This is a genomic window from Saccharibacillus sp. O23 (genome assembly GCF_002205895.1).
Lineage (GTDB): Bacteria > Bacillota > Bacilli > Paenibacillales > Paenibacillaceae > Saccharibacillus.
Genome location: NZ_NJDE01000010.1, coordinates 132992 through 150170 on the forward strand (window position 1 = coordinate 132992; position 17179 = coordinate 150170).

The window sequence follows — 17179 nt, forward strand, 5'->3', positions numbered from 1 at the left end:
TTCGCCGAATACCGCGGCGAACGCTATAGGTAAAAGGATTTTTTGCGTTCAGTCGGCTTAGAACGGCAAAAAGGACCGAAGAATCGGTCCTTTGATTACGGCGGGAGATTCCCGCAGGCCGTCTAATCTTGAGCGGCCGACGATACGGATTCCGGCTCGCCTTGAGCCGAGAAGCTGCCTTCGTGAACGTTGTAGAGCACGCGGGCCAGCAGATGTTGGCCGTAGTTGCCGAAGTTGCGTCCGAACAGCGTCAAGCCGCGTTTGTTCGTCGGCTGCTCGGTGACCGCGATCCGGAACGTCAATTCGCTTCGGTAATCGAGGCGGATATCTTCCAGCGTGACGTCCGAGATGCGGCAGCCGTCGATAAAACTGCCTTCGCTGTTGATCCGGATCAGCTTCAGCATGCCGTATTGGTTGAGATGGGGCGGCCACCAGTCGGGGTTGAACGTGCCGCGCACGTCGCCGAAATCGCCGGGGCTGGTCCAGCAGCCCAATTCGATGCCGTTGATGGAGAAATGGATATCCGACGGATAGTAGTTGTTGTATCCCGGCGCTTCCGACCCGATCTCCAGCGAAATCTGGATCTCGCGGAAACTCTGGTTGGCTTTGAGATAGTTGGGAATCCGGTATTCCAGAAACCCTTCGGCGAGCCAGATGATCTCGGCGTAGATCCGCTGCGGATCGGCGAAATAACGGGGATCGTCGAAGTCGCCGACAATGCTGTCTTTGGTGGCGAGACCGCAGGTCGGAAGCGCTTTGTAGTCGCTGTAATGGCCGACTTGAATCTCGACTTCGTACAGATTGTCGGTGTCTTTGCTGCGCAGGTCGACCATCAGTTTGTCTTTATTGAGGTAACAGAGTTTTTGGATGCCGTGTTTGCCGCCGGCCGTCCGAATCTCGATCAGCCCGCATTCTTCGAGTTTTTTGATATGCAGAGTGACCGCCCCGTTGCTGAGTCCCAGTTTGCGCGCGATCTCGTTCAGGTTCAATTCTTCGTTTCCGGCCAGCAGTTCCAGAATCTGAATCCGGATTTCCGAGCCGAGCGCTTTGAAAATCTCGATGCCGCTCATTAAATCTTTGATGTAAATCATGGCCGTATCCCCGCTTTCTTTTGGATTTCCGACGTGTTTATTATTTTATGTCAGTATAAACCGAAAACGTTTCTAAACCAAATATTTCCCCCTCCGCCTACAAAATCCGTACAAACCCGCAAAATAAGCGTTCAAAATCGGTTTTACTTTTAAATAAAATTGAAATTAAAACAGCAGGTTATTATTTCCAAATCGAAACGAGAAGACGCGGAAAATGCAAATTAACCTTTAGGTTTAGCTAAAAAGATTTAGATTCTTCTGTTTACAACCTCAAAAACGTGTGCTATTTTAATTTTGCAAGCGGATACATTCAGTATAACATGAATTATTTTAGTTTATACTGAAATAAAAATTATTCTGCATAACAGGTTCGGAATCGGGCATCGCGCAGGACAAACCATATTCGGGAGGGTCAGAAATGAAGAAAAAAGGAATCGTGTTATTGATGCTGCTTACGTTAGTGCTGTCGCTGCTTACGGCCTGCGGCAAATCGTCCACCAATACCGCTTCGGGCGAAAAATCGGTCATCGACGCCGGCGCGGGCGAAAACGCGACCGAGCTTTCTTATTGGACGTTCGTCGAACTGCACGGCAAGCACTTCGAGAAAATGCTGGAGAAATGGAATAAAGAAAATCCGGACCGCCAGATCAAGCTGAACGTTACCGTCATGCCGTACGACGATATGCATAACAAATTGTCGATCGCGCTGCAAACGGGCACGGGAGCGCCGGACATCGCCGATATCGAACTCGGCAAATTCCCCGATTTCCTCAAAGGCACGCCGCAGCTCGAACCTCTGAACGACGTGATCGATCCTTACCGCGATACGATCGTCAAGTCGCGGATCGATATCTACAGCAAAGACGGCAAGAACTACGGGATTCCGACGCACGTCGGCGCTTCGGTCGCGTTCTACAATACGGAAATCCTCGAAGAAGCCGGAGTGGACTACACGAAGATCGTCACTTGGGACGACTTCAAAAAAGCCGGCGAACAAGTCTACGAGAAAACCGGCAAACATATGGGCACGGCCGACACCAGCGCGATGTGGCAGGAATCGATGCTGCTGGCGCAGCAGGGTTCCGACTTCACCGACGCCGACGGCAAACCGCAGGTCAACTCGCCGGAGATGGTCAAAGCTCTTCAAGTGCTCAAAGATCTGCAAGATTCCAACGCGATCGCCACGATCGCGGGCGGCCAGCCGGATACCGAAGAAGCTTACGGCGAATACAATTCTGGCGAATATGCAACCGCCTTCATGCCGCTGTGGATGATGTCCCGCTTCACGAACTACATGCCGGATCTCGCCGGCAAGATCGCGATCGCGCCGATTCCGGTCATCGAAAAAGGCATGCCTCGTTCGGTCGGCGGCGGCGGTACGGGTACGGTAGTCACCAAAACGGCCAAAGACGTGCAGTTGGCGAAAGACTTCCTCGCTTACGCGAAACTGTCCGAAGACGCCAATATCGAGATCTGGAACACGCTCGGTTTCGACCCGGTCAACATGAAAGTCTGGGACATGAAAGAAGTGACGCACAATCCGGAGAACGAATTCGTGAAATACTTCAAAAACAATCCGTTCGACGTCTTGAACGAAATTCGCGACGAGATCAAATACGTCAAATCGGTTCCGGCTTCGCCGACGATCAACAACGTGCTCTGCACCGTCACTTTGAACGAAATCTTCGAAGACGGCAAAGACATCAAGCAGGCGCTCGACGACGCTCAGGCGCAGATCGAACAAGAGCTGCAATAGTCGGATCGCGCATAACCGTTTCCACATCCTAACGGGTCTCCCGCGTTCCTCGCCTTTTCCTGGGCCGGAGCGGCGGGAGACCGTTTACGAAGAAGGTGCAAAACGATGATCAAACGATTTCTTTATTCGCAAAAAGTCGCGCCGTACGTGTTCGTGCTGCCTTTTATCCTCGTCTTCCTGATCTTCTGGGTCTATCCGCTGGGCAGTTCGGTGACGATGAGCTTCCAGAAAATCACGTTGGGCCAAGAAGCCGAGTGGGTAGGATTGGACAATTACACCAAGCTGCTGGGCGATAAAATTTTCCTCAAAGCCGTCATGAACAGCGCCGTGTATATGCTGTGCACGCTGCTGATCCTCATTCCGCTGCCGATGCTGCTGGCCGTGCTGATCAACAACAAGTTCATGTGGGGACGCGAATTCTTCAAGTCTTCGTTGTTCTTCCCCGCGCTGACTTCGGTCGTCGTGGCCGGCACCATCTTCCGCCTGATGTTCGGGGAAATGGACGGCTCGCTCATCAACAGTTTCTTGGGCTTGTTCGGCATCGAACCCGTGAAATTCTTGAAAGGGCAGACGACGGGCTTTATCGCGCTGCTGACGCTGGCGACTTGGCGCTGGCTCGGCGTAAACATGCTGTATTTCTTGTCGGGCCTCAAAAGCATTCCGGACGATTATTACGAAGCCGCTTCGATCGACGGCGCTTCGGCTTGGCAGAAGTTCCGCATGATTACCATGCCGCTGCTCAAGCCGACGACCATCTACGTGCTGACGATCAGCATCTATGCGGGACTCGCCATGTTTATCGAGAGCTTGATGATCTGGAACGGCAACAATTCTCCGAAAAATATCGGCCTCACGATCGTCGGTTACTTGTACCGTCAAGGCATCGAGAAAAGCAACCTCGGTTACGCCGCGGCGGTCGGCATCGTGCTGCTGGTGCTGGCGATGACGATCAACATGATCCAGCTCGCATTCTCCGGCCTGTTCAAGAAGGAGGATTAAGATGAAAAAAGAAGCGACGCTGAAGATGAACGAACGTTCGTCAATCTCGGTCAAAAAACATCTTCCGCTGAAAATCGGCCTGTTCGTTCTATTCGCCGCTTTATGCGGAGTGATCTTGGTCCCGTTCTACGCGATCGCGCTGTCTTCTTTCAAGCCGGGGGAAGAACTGATCCGCTACGGCCTCAACTTGAAATTCGATCTGTCGGTGATGAGCTTCGACAACTACGCGTATCTGTTCACGGGCGATCATTCTTACTTCACCTGGTTCTTCAACTCGCTGCTGCTGACCGTGGTACAGGTGGCGCTGACGCTGATCATCAGCGCGACGGTCGCCTACGGGTTCGCGGCTTACGAATTCAAAGGCAAGAACTTCTTGTTCATCTGCGTGCTGTTGATCATGATGGTGCCGTTCGAGATTCTGCTGCTGCCGCTGTATACGCTCATTTTCAATCTGGGCATGATGAACACGTATTCGGCGATCGTGCTTCCGGGCATCGCGAGCGCGGCGACCATCTTCTTTTTCCGGCAGTATCTGAGCGGCATTCCCAAAGAGATCATCGCGGCCGGCCGGGTCGACGGAGCGAGCGAATACGGCATCTATCTGCGCCTGATCCTGCCGATCATGAAACCTTCGTTCGCGGCGATGGCGATCCTCAACGGGATGAACAGCTGGAACAACTTCCTCTGGCCGTTCATGGTGCTCAGCGACGAACGCAAGTACACGCTGCCGATCGGGCTGAAAACGCTGCTGACGCCTTACGGCAATAACTACGACCTGTTGATCGTCGGATCGTTTTTCTCGATCATTCCGATCTTCGTGCTGTTCGTGGCGTTCCAGAAATACTTTATCGACGGGATGACCGCCGGTGCCGTAAAAGGCTGAGAAGGAGAGAGATGGCGATGAACGTATCCGGACAATATTCCAACCCTTTGATCGAGCAGCGGGCGGATCCTTACATTTACAAGCACGAAGACGGTTATTATTACTTCACGGGTTCGGTACCCGAGTACGACCGGATCGAACTGCGGCGTTCGCGGACGCTCGAAGGGCTGCGGGACGCGGAGCGCGAGATCGTCTGGCGCAAACCCGGGACCGGGCCGATGAGCGCCAATATCTGGGCTCCCGAACTGCACCGGATCGACGGCAAATGGTATCTGTATTTCGCGGCGGCGCATACGGCGGAGACGAACGAAGGACTGTTCGATCACCGGATGTACGCGCTCGAATGCGCAGCCGATAACCCGCTGGACGGGCCTTGGACGGAAAAAGGACAAGTCGTGACGAAGTGGGAATCGTTCGCGCTCGACGCGACCGTTTTCGCACATCGGGGCAAAACGTATTACGTCTGGGCGCAGAAAGATCCGGAGATCGAAGGCAACTCCAATCTGTACATCTCCGAGATGGAGAACGGCTGGACGCTGACCGGACCGCAAACCATGATCTCGCAGCCGCAATACGAGTGGGAAAAAATCGGGTTTCTGGTGAACGAAGGACCGGCGGTCATCAAACGCGGCGGGAAGATCTGGATGACGTTCTCGGCGAGCGCGACCGATCATCATTACTGCATGGGCCTGCTGTTCGCAGACGAAGAGGCCGATCTGCTGGACGCCGCTTCGTGGACCAAACTTCCGGAACCGGTCTTTGCGACCAGCGAAGAGAACGGGCAGTACGGTCCCGGACATAACAGTTTTACGACGGGGGAAAACGGGGAAGACCTGCTGGTCTATCATGCCCGCAGCTACAAAGCGATCGTCGGCGATCCGCTGTACGACCCGAACCGCCACGCGCGGGTCAAAGCGTTCGGATGGCGGGAAGACGGTCTGCCGGACTTCGGAATTCCGCAGCCGGATACGGAAGCGACCGTCGGACGGTAAGCCGGCGTACTCGAACGATTTTCGCTTCGCGACATAGAGAACGGGTTTGCGCAAAAAAGCTCTTCGGCGTCCTGAACGGACGGGCGAAGAGCTTTTTTTGTCGTCGGCGGATCGGCGGGATTACGCCTTTTCCGTATAAAAAGCTTTGGAGACGGCTTCCGTCGCTTTGTCGATAAAAGCCGCGATATCGCCGGGACGTTCTTTGAGACCGCCGTTTACCCACTTTTTGATGATGGCGATGCTGCCGTGCGCGGTAAACGCATACCATGTTTCGAATTGCTGCCGATCGAAGTTTTCGGTTTGTTCCATCCATTTTTCGATCGTCAGATCGTGGCTGATATACAGAATGCGTTCCAACAATTCTTTGTCGCCGTTTTCCGAGAACAGCACTTCGCATAACGTTTTATTCGCTTTGATGTATTTGCAGATCTCGTAAGACAGCTTCCGAGGAGACGAAGACAGCGTCGCGACCTGCTTGATTTCCTCGTACAGCGCGTCTTCGATCGAAGAGAGAAGTTCGAACGGATTCGCGTAATGCGTATAAAAAGTGTTGCGGTTGATGCCGGCTTCTTTGCAAATATCGGTCACGGTAATCTTGTTGATCGAACGTTCTTTCAGCAGTTTCAGCAGACTTTCTTTGATCACCATCTTGGTGTATCTCACCCGATGATCCACTTTGGGTTCCGTCATAATCTCCTCCCGAACAAAAAAATGATGAACGATAACCGGATAACGAACAGATGCAGAGCGGCGTGTCAGATAACGAACAGAAAGTTATCGAACTACCTGTTGTTTTACTTACACAGTGAAATTATAATTTGTTCGAACGTTCGATACAATCCAATTTTAAACGGAGGGCGTCATCGCGAGATGGTCGTTCGATCCGCTGCCCGGCGAACCTTTGATCTACGGGGAACCGGTCATGAATTTCACGGGCTGGATCTATATCGCCGGCTATTGGACGACCTTTATTCTGATCGGCGAATGGTGGCATAAGAAGAAAGGCTACAGCCGCGCGGTCGGGTATCTGTATCCGTTTCTGGCCGCGATCCTGTCGTCGATCTGCATGTTTTCGCCGCTGTCGAACTTCTTGAATTATATGGGACCGTTCTTCCCGCGGACTTCCGATATGCAGTGGGTGATGCTGATCGCGCTGTCTGCCGTTTCGGCCGGAATGCTCGCGCTGGCTTTCTTCAAATTCTGGGACGGGAAAGTTCGCGATTCGTTCGATGCCCGAAAAGATTTTCCGATCCTGTTCACGTTCTTGGGGTTCCCGCTGGCCAACACGGTCTTTTGCCTGATCGGCGGGTATACGCAGATCTTATGGCTGGTCGTCTTAGCGCAGATCTTATTGATCCTGGCTTGGATCGGGATTCGCCGCATGAGCCGAAAAGCGATTCGATAAAAAAACACCGGCAGACTTCGGATTTTTCGTCCGAAGCTGCCGGTGTTTTCTGTCGAAGCCGTATCGGGTCGGGCTTAAGATTTTACGATTCGGACGATATACTCTTTCGCCGTCTCGTGATCTTCGGCGAGCACGTTCAGCCGCAGCAGCGTTTCCTGATCGGCAAGCGCAAGTTCGCGCCGCAGCGTATCTTCGATCAGCACGCCGTTCGCATGGACCAAGCCGTTTTTGCGCAGCGGCGAAGCCGAGAACGTCACCTGCTCCGTGTCGGCGGACACGGTCAAAACATATCGCGTTCGCGACGGTTCGAACGGATCATCGAGCGTTCCTTCGCCGAATTCCAGAAGGCGCAGCGAAGGGTCGCCGTCGTACGGCGTCATCGTTCGCAGAATATCGAAGACGCCGGTCTCCTGTTCGGTTACCCGGAAGCGGATATCCAGCGAATCGCGATCGCCGATCAGTTCGGCGGGCAACGGGTAGCGGTGGGTATGGAAACCGCGCTGCGTATCGGAAGGCGGAATGCCGTCGGCGATCAGCGCGCCTCCGGCTTCGATCGCGATCGGCCGGTCTCCGCGATGGCCGGAGAAGAACGTCGCTTCGAGAATCTGCTCTTCGCGCGGACGAACCTTGAGCGTATACCCGAACCAGCCGCCGTTCTCGGCGCGGCGGGTCGTGCTGCCGTCCCAGACGTCCACGAACGTCTTCTCGCCGCAGACTTTGTGCTCGAGCTCGTACTGGTCGTTGCCGACCGGCAGGCTGTCGACGGTCGCGTCTTCCGCGCGGCTCTTGCGCTTGGCCTCCAGAATATGCCGCTGAAGCTCCGGCGAATCCCGCTCGACGATCCGCCAGTAGATCCCGTAACGTTCGCCGTGCCGCTTGTAATGCGGCGCGAAGACCAGACGATCGTCCTCGTCGGTGCCCCGCAGCACGAATTCGAGCTTGCCTTCGCGCTTCGCCCAGCGCGCGGAGAACGACTCCAGCCATTCGTCCGGGCTTCCGTCCACGGTCACGAAATCTTTGACGAGCATGCTTCTCGTCGGCACGCTGACCGCGACCCCGGTAGCGGACTCCGTCATGTCCTCCCGGCCCAGCCCGGCGCTGAGCACCGCCGGGCCGTACTTGAACGCGACCGCGTGCGGCGCGTCCGGCAGGCCGATCGCGCGCATCGTCATCGGCAGGCGAAGCGTAAGGCGATCGCCTTCGTTCCAGACGCGGTCGACTTCGGCGAACCCGTCCTGCGCGCGGACGTCGGCAAGGCGGCTGCCGTTCAGCGTCAGCTCGGCTTCGCCGGCCAGCCACTCCGGCAGACGCAAGCGCAGCGCCGCGCGAACCGGCGTCCGGCGGGTCGGCGACACCGTCAGCGTCACGAGATCGGAGTCCGGCAGCGACGCTTCCTGCTTCAGCTTCAAGCCCCGTTCTTCGTCGATCAGTTCCGAAGAAACATATTGGTGGATCGTGATGCCGTTCCCGCCGCGGAAATACAAACTGTCGTTCAGTTTGGTGAAGCTCTCCATGCCCGTGCCGGTGCAGCACCAGAAATGGTCGAACGGCGAACTGTAGACTTTGAAATAGCCGGTCGCCATCGGTTGGAAATACATCGTCATGCCCGTATGCGGATGCTGCGACGACAAGATCGCGTTCAAGAACGTATTTTCGTAGAAGTCCGCGTATTTGGCGTCGCCGCTCAGTTTGAACAGCTCCCGCGTCAACTTGAGCATATTGTACGTATTGCAGGTCTCGGCGGTGAAGTTGGAACGTTCGCGGTCGAGCAGATCGGGCTCGCCGAAATGTTCCCATTCGCTGTTGCCGCCGGTCACGTAACTATGATGTTCGACGACCATGCGCCAGAAGCTCTCCGCCGCTTCCAGATAGAAACGTTCGCTTTCCCCGAGCGTGCGGTAGCGGTTCAGCGCTCCGATAAACTTCGGAATGGTGGTGTTGGCGTGTTTGCCGCGCAGAATGTCGCGGCCTTCGCGCACCGGACCGAACAAGGTCAGCTCGTCGAAGCTGTGCGCGGCGTCCAGATGGGCCGGCTTGCCGGTCAGCTTGTACAGATCGTACAGCGCGTCGTTCATGCCGCCGTATTCGACCGACAAGACGATGGACTGGATCTCCGGCGTCCAAGCCGACGTTCGCGCGGCGACCCAATCACCGAGACGGGAGGCGATATCGAGCGCCCGGGCGAGGCCGGCTTGTTCGTAAGCCGCCGTCAGGCCGGCCAGAATCTTGTGCAGCGTATACCACGGCACCCAAGCCGGCTGCCGGCGTTCGATCCGGTCGAACAGCTCTTCGGGAAACGCCGACAGGTAACCGTTCTCGAATTGGCAGGCGGCCAGACCGTCGAGCAGCGCTTCCGATTTGGCGAGCAGCTCGGCGTCGCCGGAAGCCGCGTAAGCTTGAGCGGCCGCTTTGAGATAGTGGCCGAGCGTATGTCCGCGGATTTCGGTCGTTTCCCAGCCCGGATATTTGCTTGCGAGCGGCGCTAGACCGCGAGTCTCGCGGAAACCGGCGAGCAGCCGGTCGGATTCGTAACTTTTCAAATAGCGGATTTCTTTGTCGAAAGCGTTGCAGAGGTAAAGATCGTCGATCCGAACCTGATCCGGACGATAGTCGTCCAGCAGCCCGATCGGCGAAGAAAAGTCGATAGCCATATCCATTCTCCCCGTTGATCAAAGTTGTATAATCCAGCCGAAAGCGAAGACGCTTCCGTTCATGTTCAGCTTATCGGCGCTCAAGGTTTCGGTAAATGGCGCAACGTTCGAATAAGGGTGAAAAGGTTAGATTTTTCGATTCGAGTCTCTGCCGTCGAAGCGATCGGAAAAACGAAGCGCGAAAAGCGCCGGAAGCGGAAAGCGGCTTCCGACGCGCGTTTTCGCGGTCGTGCGGGCATGAAAGCGTCCGGTTCAAAGGTTCGAAAACGGGTGTCAAAACGTCAGATCGTTTATTCGCTTTGCGCCGTCAACCACACCGTCATTTCGCCGCGTCCCCGGTTGCCCCACAAGAAGTAAGGAACCGCCGTAAGCCGAACGTTTTCCCGGGTCGGCGCTTCGGTTCGGTAGAGGAGATCGGACGTTTCCGAGACGCTTCGCCAAGCTTCGGTCTCGACGGCGATCGCGCCGCCCGGCAGATCGGAAGCGGGACGTTCGGAGAACGCCGCGTTTTGCCGCAGACCGAGAGCCGCGACGATCTCGCCGTTATCGACGCTCTCCGCGCAGTAGACCAACGGTCCGCGTTGGATCGCGGCTTTGTGGTTGTCGGCGCGCACGCGAACGTCGGCATAGACCAACGAAGTTCGAATCGTCAGGTCGATTTCGATCGCGTCGCCTCCGCGCCACGAACGCTTCAGCATGAGATAACCGCCTTGCATCTGATCGGGGCTTAAGATCACGCGTTCTCCGTTGACGGCGACCGTCATGCCGGGACACCAACCCGGAACGCGAAGCGCCAGCGAGAAAGTCGTTTCGCGTTCGCTCTCGATCGCGAAGCGCACCGAGCCGCTCCACGGCAGTTCAGAACTTTGCGTGATCCGCACCGGAACGCCGCCGAACTCGTCCGACAATTCGCTGCCGACGTACAAGTTGGCGTACAGCGTGTCGCCGCGCCGCGTATAGACGTAGCGGTTCAGCGAAGCCAGCAGCCGCGCCACGTTCGGCGGGCAGCAGGCGCAGCCGAACCAAGCTTGCCGCTCGGCTTTCACGTGATGTTTGCCCGGATTGCACGAGCAGGCCTGCGGCCAGACTTCGAGCGGATTGACGTAGAAATAATGTTTGCCGTCTTGGGCCATCGAGCCCAGCACGTTGTTATAGAGCGCCCGTTCCATGACGTCGGCGTATTCCGCTTCCGGTTCCAGCAGCAGCATGCGCTGCGCGAAGAAGATCAAGCCGATCGACGCGCAGGTCTCGGCATAGATCGTATCGTTGGGCAGATCGTAATCGAACGTGAACGCTTCGCCGTGATGCGTGGAGCCGATGCCGCCGGTGACGTACATCTGCGTGCGAGTGACGTTGTACCATAATCTGCGGCAGGCGGCTTCCAGTTCGGCGTCGCCGGTCAGCCGGGCCAGATCGGCCATCGCCGTGTACAGATAGACCGCGCGAACGGCATGGCCGACCGCTTCGGACTGCTCGCGTACCGGCTTATGCGCTTGGAAGTAAGCGGCGTCCAACCGATCCTGAACATTGGGATTGAAATGCCCGCGCCGTTTGCGCCGTTCCCATTCTTCGCGCAGGAAGTTCGGCTCCTGCCCCCGTTCGTTAATGAAGAAAGCCGCCAATTTCAGATAACGGTCTTCGCCCGTCAGCCGATACAGCTTCACCAGCGCCAGCTCGATTTCTTCGTGACCGTCGTAGCCGCGCAGCTTGCCTTCTTCGCGTCCGAACACGGTCCCGATATGGTCGACCATGCGTTTCATGACGTTCAGCAGCTTGTCTTTGCCGGTCGCTTCGTAATAGGCCACCGCGGCTTCGATCATATGTCCCGCGCAGTACAATTCGTGGCAGTCCGTCAGGTTGGTCCACCGTTTGCCCGGTTCTTTGATCGTGAAATACGTGTTCAGATAACCGTCCGGATGCTGCGCGGCCGCCACAAGGTCGATCAGCTCGTCCGCCCGGCGTTCCAGATCGGGATCGCGTTCGATCTGAAGCGAGTAGCCGACGGCTTCCAGCCATTTGGCGACGTCGCTGTCTTGAAAGACCCAACCGACGTATTCGCCTTCGGCCTGCCCGGCGGCGATGCGAAAGTTCTGCACGGCGCCGCTCGGTTCCGCGCCGGGCGCGCGGTCATGCAGCGCTTCGTATTGGTAAGGAATGACCACGTTTCGGACGAGATCGGTATAGCCGGACCAGAATTCGTCGTTCACCTTGACGCCCGTCGGCGAAACGGCGGCTTCTCGGGACGCTGCGGAGCGGTGCGGGATGGAGTTCATTCGGATTCTTCCCTTCGAAAGTAATAGATAGCGATCTGCGGGTACGACTCCATTATAGGCAGTCGGAGCGAAAGGGACGAACGAGAGAATGACCCGATTTTTTGTCCGATTTCACACTCGGCGGGTATAATGATGAATACGGTTTCCCGAAATTCGAATCGGATCCGTGAAAGAGGTGAGAAGCTTGTCCCCGATCGAAACGACCATTCATCTGGCGGTACCGCCGTTCCCGTATTTCATGGAATGCGGAAGAACCGTCTACGAACCGGGGGATGCCCATCCCGATCGCAGCGGTCTAGGCATGTTCGATTTGATCCTCGTCGAACAAGGGCGATTGCATATCGGCGAAGAAGACAGGCAGTGGGAAGCGGGAGCGGGGAATACGCTGCTGCTTCTTCCGGATCGCTACCATTATTCGGTCCGGCCTTGCGAAGCACGGACAAGTTTCGTTTGGATTCATTTTCGCGCGCTGGGCGAATGGGGGATCGGCGATACGGCGGAACCGGCTTTCGCCGACCGCGAACGGCATGCCGCCGAGTTCGGAACGCCGCCGTATACGATTCGGCTGCCGCAGCTCGGCAGGCTTCCCGGAGGGAGCGCGGAAGGCGAACGGCTGCTGCGTCTGGAAGAGCGGAGCCTGTCCGGCGCGGTATGGGAACGCCAACGGGTATTCGAGGAACTGCTGCGTTCGCTCGATCTGCGCCGGCGCGAACCGTCCGGAAGTCCGGCGGAGAGCATAGCCGAACGGACCGAACGGTATCTGCGGTCTCATTACGCGGAGCCGCTGACGGCCGCTTCGCTGTCGGAGGCGCTGCATTTTCACTACAATTATTTGACCCGCTGCATGAAGCGGATCAACGGCCTGACGCCGATGGAATATCTGGAAGAGTACCGATTGGAGCAGGCGCGCCTGCTTCTGCTGCGTACCGAAACTCCGGTCGCGGCCGTCGCCGAGCGGGTAGGCTTCGAGACGGCGCCTTATTTCTCGCGCCGCTTCTCGGCGCGGTTCGGCGTGCCGCCGCTGCGATTTCGCCAGCGGTATACGCGCTGACGGGGCGTCGCGACGGCGCAGCGCGTCCGAGAACTTCGGCTCGTTTCGCAAAAAGCAAAGACCGGGAGCGTATTTCGCTCCCGGTCTTTGCTTTTCATCTCGTCCATGCCGCCGAACCGAGACGGCGCGCTTATACCGCCCACTCTTGAAGCAGCATAAAAGCCGCCCCGGCCGCTACGGCGTTTTCTTTGAGCTCCGCCAGCGAGAACGCCGGCGCGTAATCGCCGCCGCTCGCGATATTCTTGATCGCCGTCGCTTCGGCGATCTCCAATACGAGCGGATGCGCCTCGATCAGCGGCCCGCCGAGCACCACGATATCCGGATGCAGGACATTGATCAGGTTAGCCAATCCGATCCCCAGATAAGCGGCGGCTTCGGCGAACTGCTCTTTGACCAACGGATCGTCGGCAGTCAGGGCTTCGGTGAGATCGGCGAAACGGATCTCGTCCGGATGCCGGTCGCCGAGCAGACTCGGCCGCCCGATCTTGAGCTGGGTCCGTACCCGATGCTCCAGCGCGCGGACGGAAACGAAAGCTTCCCAAGCCCCGTGATTGCCGCGTCCTTCGAAACGAGGGCCGTCGGTCGCGATGATCATCTGGCCGATCGCGCCTTCCGCGTCGGCCGCGCCGCGAATCAACCGGCCTTCGGACATCATGGCCGCGCGAAGCCCGACGCCGGCATGCAGATACAGCAGATGCCGAGGGCTTCGGCCGCGCAGCGCCCAATGTTCGCCGAGCAGAGCGGTATTCGAACCGTTATCGAGCTTGGCGGTCACGCCGAGACGGGCTTCCAGAAGCTCGCAGATCGGAACTTCTTCCCAACCCGCGGCCGGGAAAAATTCGGGTTTTCGAATCCGTCCGTTTTCCCGGTCCAACGGTCCGACGGAGCCGACGCCGATTCCGAGCAGCTTCTGCTTCGGGATCTTCTGTTCGGCCAGAAAAAGTTCGGTTTGTTCGCCGACCTGTTCGACAAGCCGCTCCGGCGTCATCGTCGCATCCATCTTCCAGCGCTTGGAGGTCAAGGAATTCAGCTGCATGTCGTAGAGCCCGAGCGTGGAATAGATGCGCGAGATCTCCAGACCGAGCAGATAACGATAGGTCGGATTGGTCTGGAACAGGATCGGCTTCCGTCCGCCGGTCGAACTGCCCAGTCCCGATACGCGAATGATTTCCTGCGCGGTCAAGTCGTCCAACAACCGGGTCATGCTGCTGCTGGTCAAAGTGAATTCCTGCATCAACTCGGCTTTGGATACGGTACCGAGCTCCAGAATTCGCCGATACACGTCCTTTCGGATCGAAGTTTGAGAACGAGCGGTTATCACATCTATCTCTCCATTTCCGAGTTTGTTAGTTGGTTATTCATCAGTATAAAGGAGCGGGACGTCGATTACTACACTAAAAACATGCGAATAATCAACTTATTTTCAATTTGGTTTATAGTTCGCGTCATAAAGCGGATAGGACTTATTTTTCGACTTTTTTCGCTTTATTTCAATGATTTTTCATTCTACTTAAATCCAAAATGAAATTATGTGTTATGATGATAGTCTGAACGACTCGAACGGACGTTGGAACGGGAAAGGAGACGAAAAAGATGAAATCGGCTTTGCGAAGCGGGACGAATCTCGACATGCTGCCGCGAATTTTTATGGCTTTTCTGAAGATCGGCCCTTCGACTTTCGGAGGAGGTTATGCCATGCTCGCCACGATCGAACGGGAGATCGTCGAACGAAGAGGATGGATGGACAAAGAAGAAATGGGCGATATGGTCTCGATCGCGGGTTCCGCGCCGGGCGGCGTAGCCGTGAATTCGGCGGCTTTCGTCGGTTATCGGCTGGGCGGCGCGATCGGCGCGCTGACGGCGGTCGTCGGGATCGCGCTTCCGACGGCGGCGATCGTGCTGCTGCTGAGTCTGACTTACTCGGCATTCCGCGATAACGCCAAAGTGGAAGCCGCCCTCAAAGGCGTCCATGCCGCCGTCGTCGCTTTGATTCTGTTGGCCGGATGGAAAATGGTCCGATCTTCGCTGTTCGATACCGTGACGTATGCCTTGTGCGCGGCCGCGCTGGGGCTTCTGCTCTTCACGCCGCTTCATTCGATCTGGCTGATTGCCGGCGGACCCGCGGTCGGAATGATCGTCGTAGCGATCCGCCGAATGAACAAGTTGGATCTTCGCACGGAACCGGTCCGCCGAAGCGACGAACCGGAAACGATGCTGCCCGAATATTACATTTAAGACAGAACCGAATAAGAAGGAACCGAATCGCAACGGATCGAAGGAGAACGATGATGCTGGGAGAATTGTTTGTTTTGTTTTTCAAAGTCGGCTGTATGGCTTTCGGCGGCGGATATGCCGCGATGAGCCTGATTCAACGCGAAGCGACGAGCAGAGGCTGGATCGATTCCGCGCAATTTCGGGAGATCGGCTCGTTGGCGGGAATGGCTCCCGGTTCGATCGCGGCCAACAGCGCGACGCTGATCGGTTATGACCGGGCCGGAACGGCCGGCGCGCTGATCGCGACGGCGGGCATCACTTTGCCTTCGCTGATTCTGGTCGCGGCGCTGGCGGCTTTTTTCGTGCGCGTTCATGATCATCCGAGCGTGCGCGCTTTGTTCTACGGGCTGCGGCCCGTCGTCACGGCGTTGATCCTCTACGCGGCCTTTCATTTCGGGTTCGGCGGCTCCGCCGGATCGGGAAGCCTGTTCGCTTGGCAGACGCTCGGCATGCTGCTGATCTGCGGAGGATGCCTGCTGGCGATCGTACGCTACAAATTTCATCCTTTCGCGGTCATTTTGCTGGCTGCGGTTGCCGGCATCGTTATTTTCTAAAGCTTCTTTTCGCTTAACATTTCTTTCCTTTCCGTCGATGATATAGATAAATCCAGTTTGATCTTATGATTGGCCCCGAAGCTTATCGACCGCGAGTTTTCGCTGAAGGAGAAGCGCCATGTGCATATTAATCGTCGACGATTCGATGTTGAACCTCGCTTATTTCAAACAGGTGTTATCGGAGGCCGGCTATTCGAATATCGAGACGGCCGTTTCGGCGGAAGACGCGCTTTCCCGGCTCGGGATGAGCGAAGGACGCGTTCCTCGCAAAGCGGCCGCTTTCGATCTGATTCTGCTGGATATCGTGATGCCGCACATGAACGGAATCGAAGCGTGCCGCCTGATCAAGTCTTGTCCGCCGTATACGGATCTGCCGATCATTTTCCTTACGGGAGACCGTCGTCACTTCAAAGAAGCTTTCGGAGCGGGCGGCATGGATTTCATCGAAAAAGGAGCGCCGGAATACGAACTGCTCGCGCGCGTGCAGTCGGCCATCCGTCTCAAAAAAGAAACCGATATTCGCAAAAGCCGCGAAATCGGGCTGCGCAAAGAACTTCAGCTAGCCAAACGGGTCCAAAAAACAGTGCTGCCTCCTCCGCTGATCGAATCGGGAATCGAGATTCACGCCCAGTATATCCAGTCGGACGAAGTGTCGGGGGATATGTTCTATTGGACGCGGATCGACGAGAAACGCTGCGGCATCATGCTGATCGACGTAGCCGGACACGGCTTGTCTTCCGCGCTCATAAGCATGTCCGTCCGTTCGCTGCTCGACGGCATCGTCAAACGCCTCTCCGAGCCGTCTCGGGTCTATCTGGAACTCAACAGGCAGGTGCGGAGTTTGTTCGGCGGCAGCCGGGATTCCATCTATCTGACCGCCATTTATCTGTTGATCGACGAAGAAGCGCGCGAGATCCGCTATTTCAATGCCGGACATCCGCCCGCCCTGTTCTTGCAAGCGGACCGCAAAGCGCAGTATTTGGAGAACACCGGCGTGCCGTTGGGCATTCGAAAAACGATCGAAGGCCGAGGCGGGATCTGCCGCTACGACGCGCCGGGTAAAATTCTGCTGTATACGGACGGCTTGGTGGAGACGCCGAGGCAATCGATCAGAGGCGGAATCGCCGACTTGGAAAAATACGCTTCCCGGATTCGCTATCTGCCCAATGACCGGTTCGCCGAGAAACTGGCGGTGCTCGGACAAGGCAAGAACGACGACGTCTGCATCGTATCGGTTCAATTGAACTGAC

At 56.7% G+C, this 17179-nt stretch carries 14 protein-coding genes; 9 read left to right on the forward strand and 5 right to left on the reverse strand.

Going from position 1 to position 17179, the window contains the following annotated elements; genetic code table 11:
* Positions 1–122: 122 nt before the first annotated feature.
* Positions 123–1091, reverse strand: coding sequence for an ArsR/SmtB family transcription factor (locus CDO73_RS14565; protein ID WP_088489255.1), 969 nt, complete (start codon positions 1089–1091; stop codon positions 123–125).
* Between the two features lie 418 nt (positions 1092–1509).
* Between CDO73_RS14565 and CDO73_RS14570 the strand changes: the two genes are divergently transcribed.
* From CDO73_RS14570 to CDO73_RS14585, 4 genes are all read left to right on the forward strand, one after another.
* Positions 1510–2847 (forward strand): ABC transporter substrate-binding protein, encoded by a 1338-nt coding sequence (locus tag CDO73_RS14570; protein WP_088489256.1) that lies wholly within the window; start codon positions 1510–1512, stop codon positions 2845–2847.
* 105 nt (positions 2848–2952) lie between these two features.
* On the forward strand, positions 2953–3846 hold the full coding sequence (locus CDO73_RS14575; protein ID WP_088489257.1) for a carbohydrate ABC transporter permease: 894 nt from the start codon (positions 2953–2955) through the stop codon (positions 3844–3846).
* A 25-nt stretch (positions 3847–3871) separates the two neighbouring features.
* Complete coding sequence (locus CDO73_RS14580) at positions 3872–4729, forward strand: carbohydrate ABC transporter permease (protein ID WP_088489481.1); 858 nt, start codon at positions 3872–3874, stop codon at positions 4727–4729.
* Between the two features lie 17 nt (positions 4730–4746).
* Positions 4747–5721 carry a glycoside hydrolase family 43 protein gene (locus tag CDO73_RS14585; protein ID WP_088489258.1) on the forward strand — a complete coding sequence of 325 codons (975 nt, stop codon included), beginning with the start codon at positions 4747–4749 and terminating at the stop codon, positions 5719–5721.
* Between the two features lie 120 nt (positions 5722–5841).
* Here CDO73_RS14585 and CDO73_RS14590 read toward each other — a convergent pair whose 3' ends face one another.
* Positions 5842–6411 (reverse strand): TetR/AcrR family transcriptional regulator, encoded by a 570-nt coding sequence (locus CDO73_RS14590; protein ID WP_218821628.1) that lies wholly within the window; start codon positions 6409–6411, stop codon positions 5842–5844.
* Between the two features lie 232 nt (positions 6412–6643).
* On the opposite strand from CDO73_RS14590, the gene CDO73_RS14595 reads away from it, so the two are divergent.
* Positions 6644–7126, forward strand: coding sequence for a hypothetical protein (locus CDO73_RS14595; protein ID WP_218821629.1), 483 nt, complete (start codon positions 6644–6646; stop codon positions 7124–7126).
* Positions 7127–7200: 74 nt separating this feature from the next.
* On the opposite strand, the gene CDO73_RS14600 is transcribed toward CDO73_RS14595, so the two are convergent.
* Positions 7201–9777, reverse strand: coding sequence for a beta-L-arabinofuranosidase domain-containing protein (locus tag CDO73_RS14600; RefSeq protein WP_088489259.1), 2577 nt, complete (start codon positions 9775–9777; stop codon positions 7201–7203).
* Between the two features lie 290 nt (positions 9778–10067).
* Positions 10068–12050: a glycoside hydrolase family 127 protein gene (locus CDO73_RS14605; protein ID WP_088489260.1), complete on the reverse strand. Its 1983-nt coding sequence runs from the start codon at positions 12048–12050 to the stop codon at positions 10068–10070.
* Positions 12051–12225: 175 nt separating this feature from the next.
* Here CDO73_RS14605 and CDO73_RS14610 point away from each other — a divergent pair, with 175 nt between their 5' ends.
* A complete protein-coding gene (locus CDO73_RS14610; protein ID WP_256972704.1) occupies positions 12226–13101 on the forward strand; it encodes a helix-turn-helix transcriptional regulator in 876 nt (291 codons plus the stop codon).
* A gap of 130 nt (positions 13102–13231) precedes the next feature.
* On the opposite strand, the gene CDO73_RS14615 is transcribed toward CDO73_RS14610, so the two are convergent.
* Positions 13232–14419, reverse strand: coding sequence for an ROK family protein (locus CDO73_RS14615; protein WP_088489484.1), 1188 nt, complete (start codon positions 14417–14419; stop codon positions 13232–13234).
* Between the two features lie 275 nt (positions 14420–14694).
* Between CDO73_RS14615 and CDO73_RS14620 the strand changes: the two genes are divergently transcribed.
* The 3 genes from CDO73_RS14620 (at position 14695) to CDO73_RS14630 (ending at position 17178) form a co-directional block, all read left to right on the forward strand.
* Complete coding sequence (locus CDO73_RS14620) at positions 14695–15336, forward strand: chromate transporter (RefSeq protein WP_088489261.1); 642 nt, start codon at positions 14695–14697, stop codon at positions 15334–15336.
* A gap of 53 nt (positions 15337–15389) precedes the next feature.
* On the forward strand, positions 15390–15929 hold the full coding sequence (locus CDO73_RS14625; protein WP_088489262.1) for a chromate transporter: 540 nt from the start codon (positions 15390–15392) through the stop codon (positions 15927–15929).
* Between the two features lie 118 nt (positions 15930–16047).
* Positions 16048–17178: a PP2C family protein-serine/threonine phosphatase gene (locus tag CDO73_RS14630; RefSeq protein ID WP_088489263.1), complete on the forward strand. Its 1131-nt coding sequence runs from the start codon at positions 16048–16050 to the stop codon at positions 17176–17178.
* Position 17179: the final 1 nt, after the last annotated feature.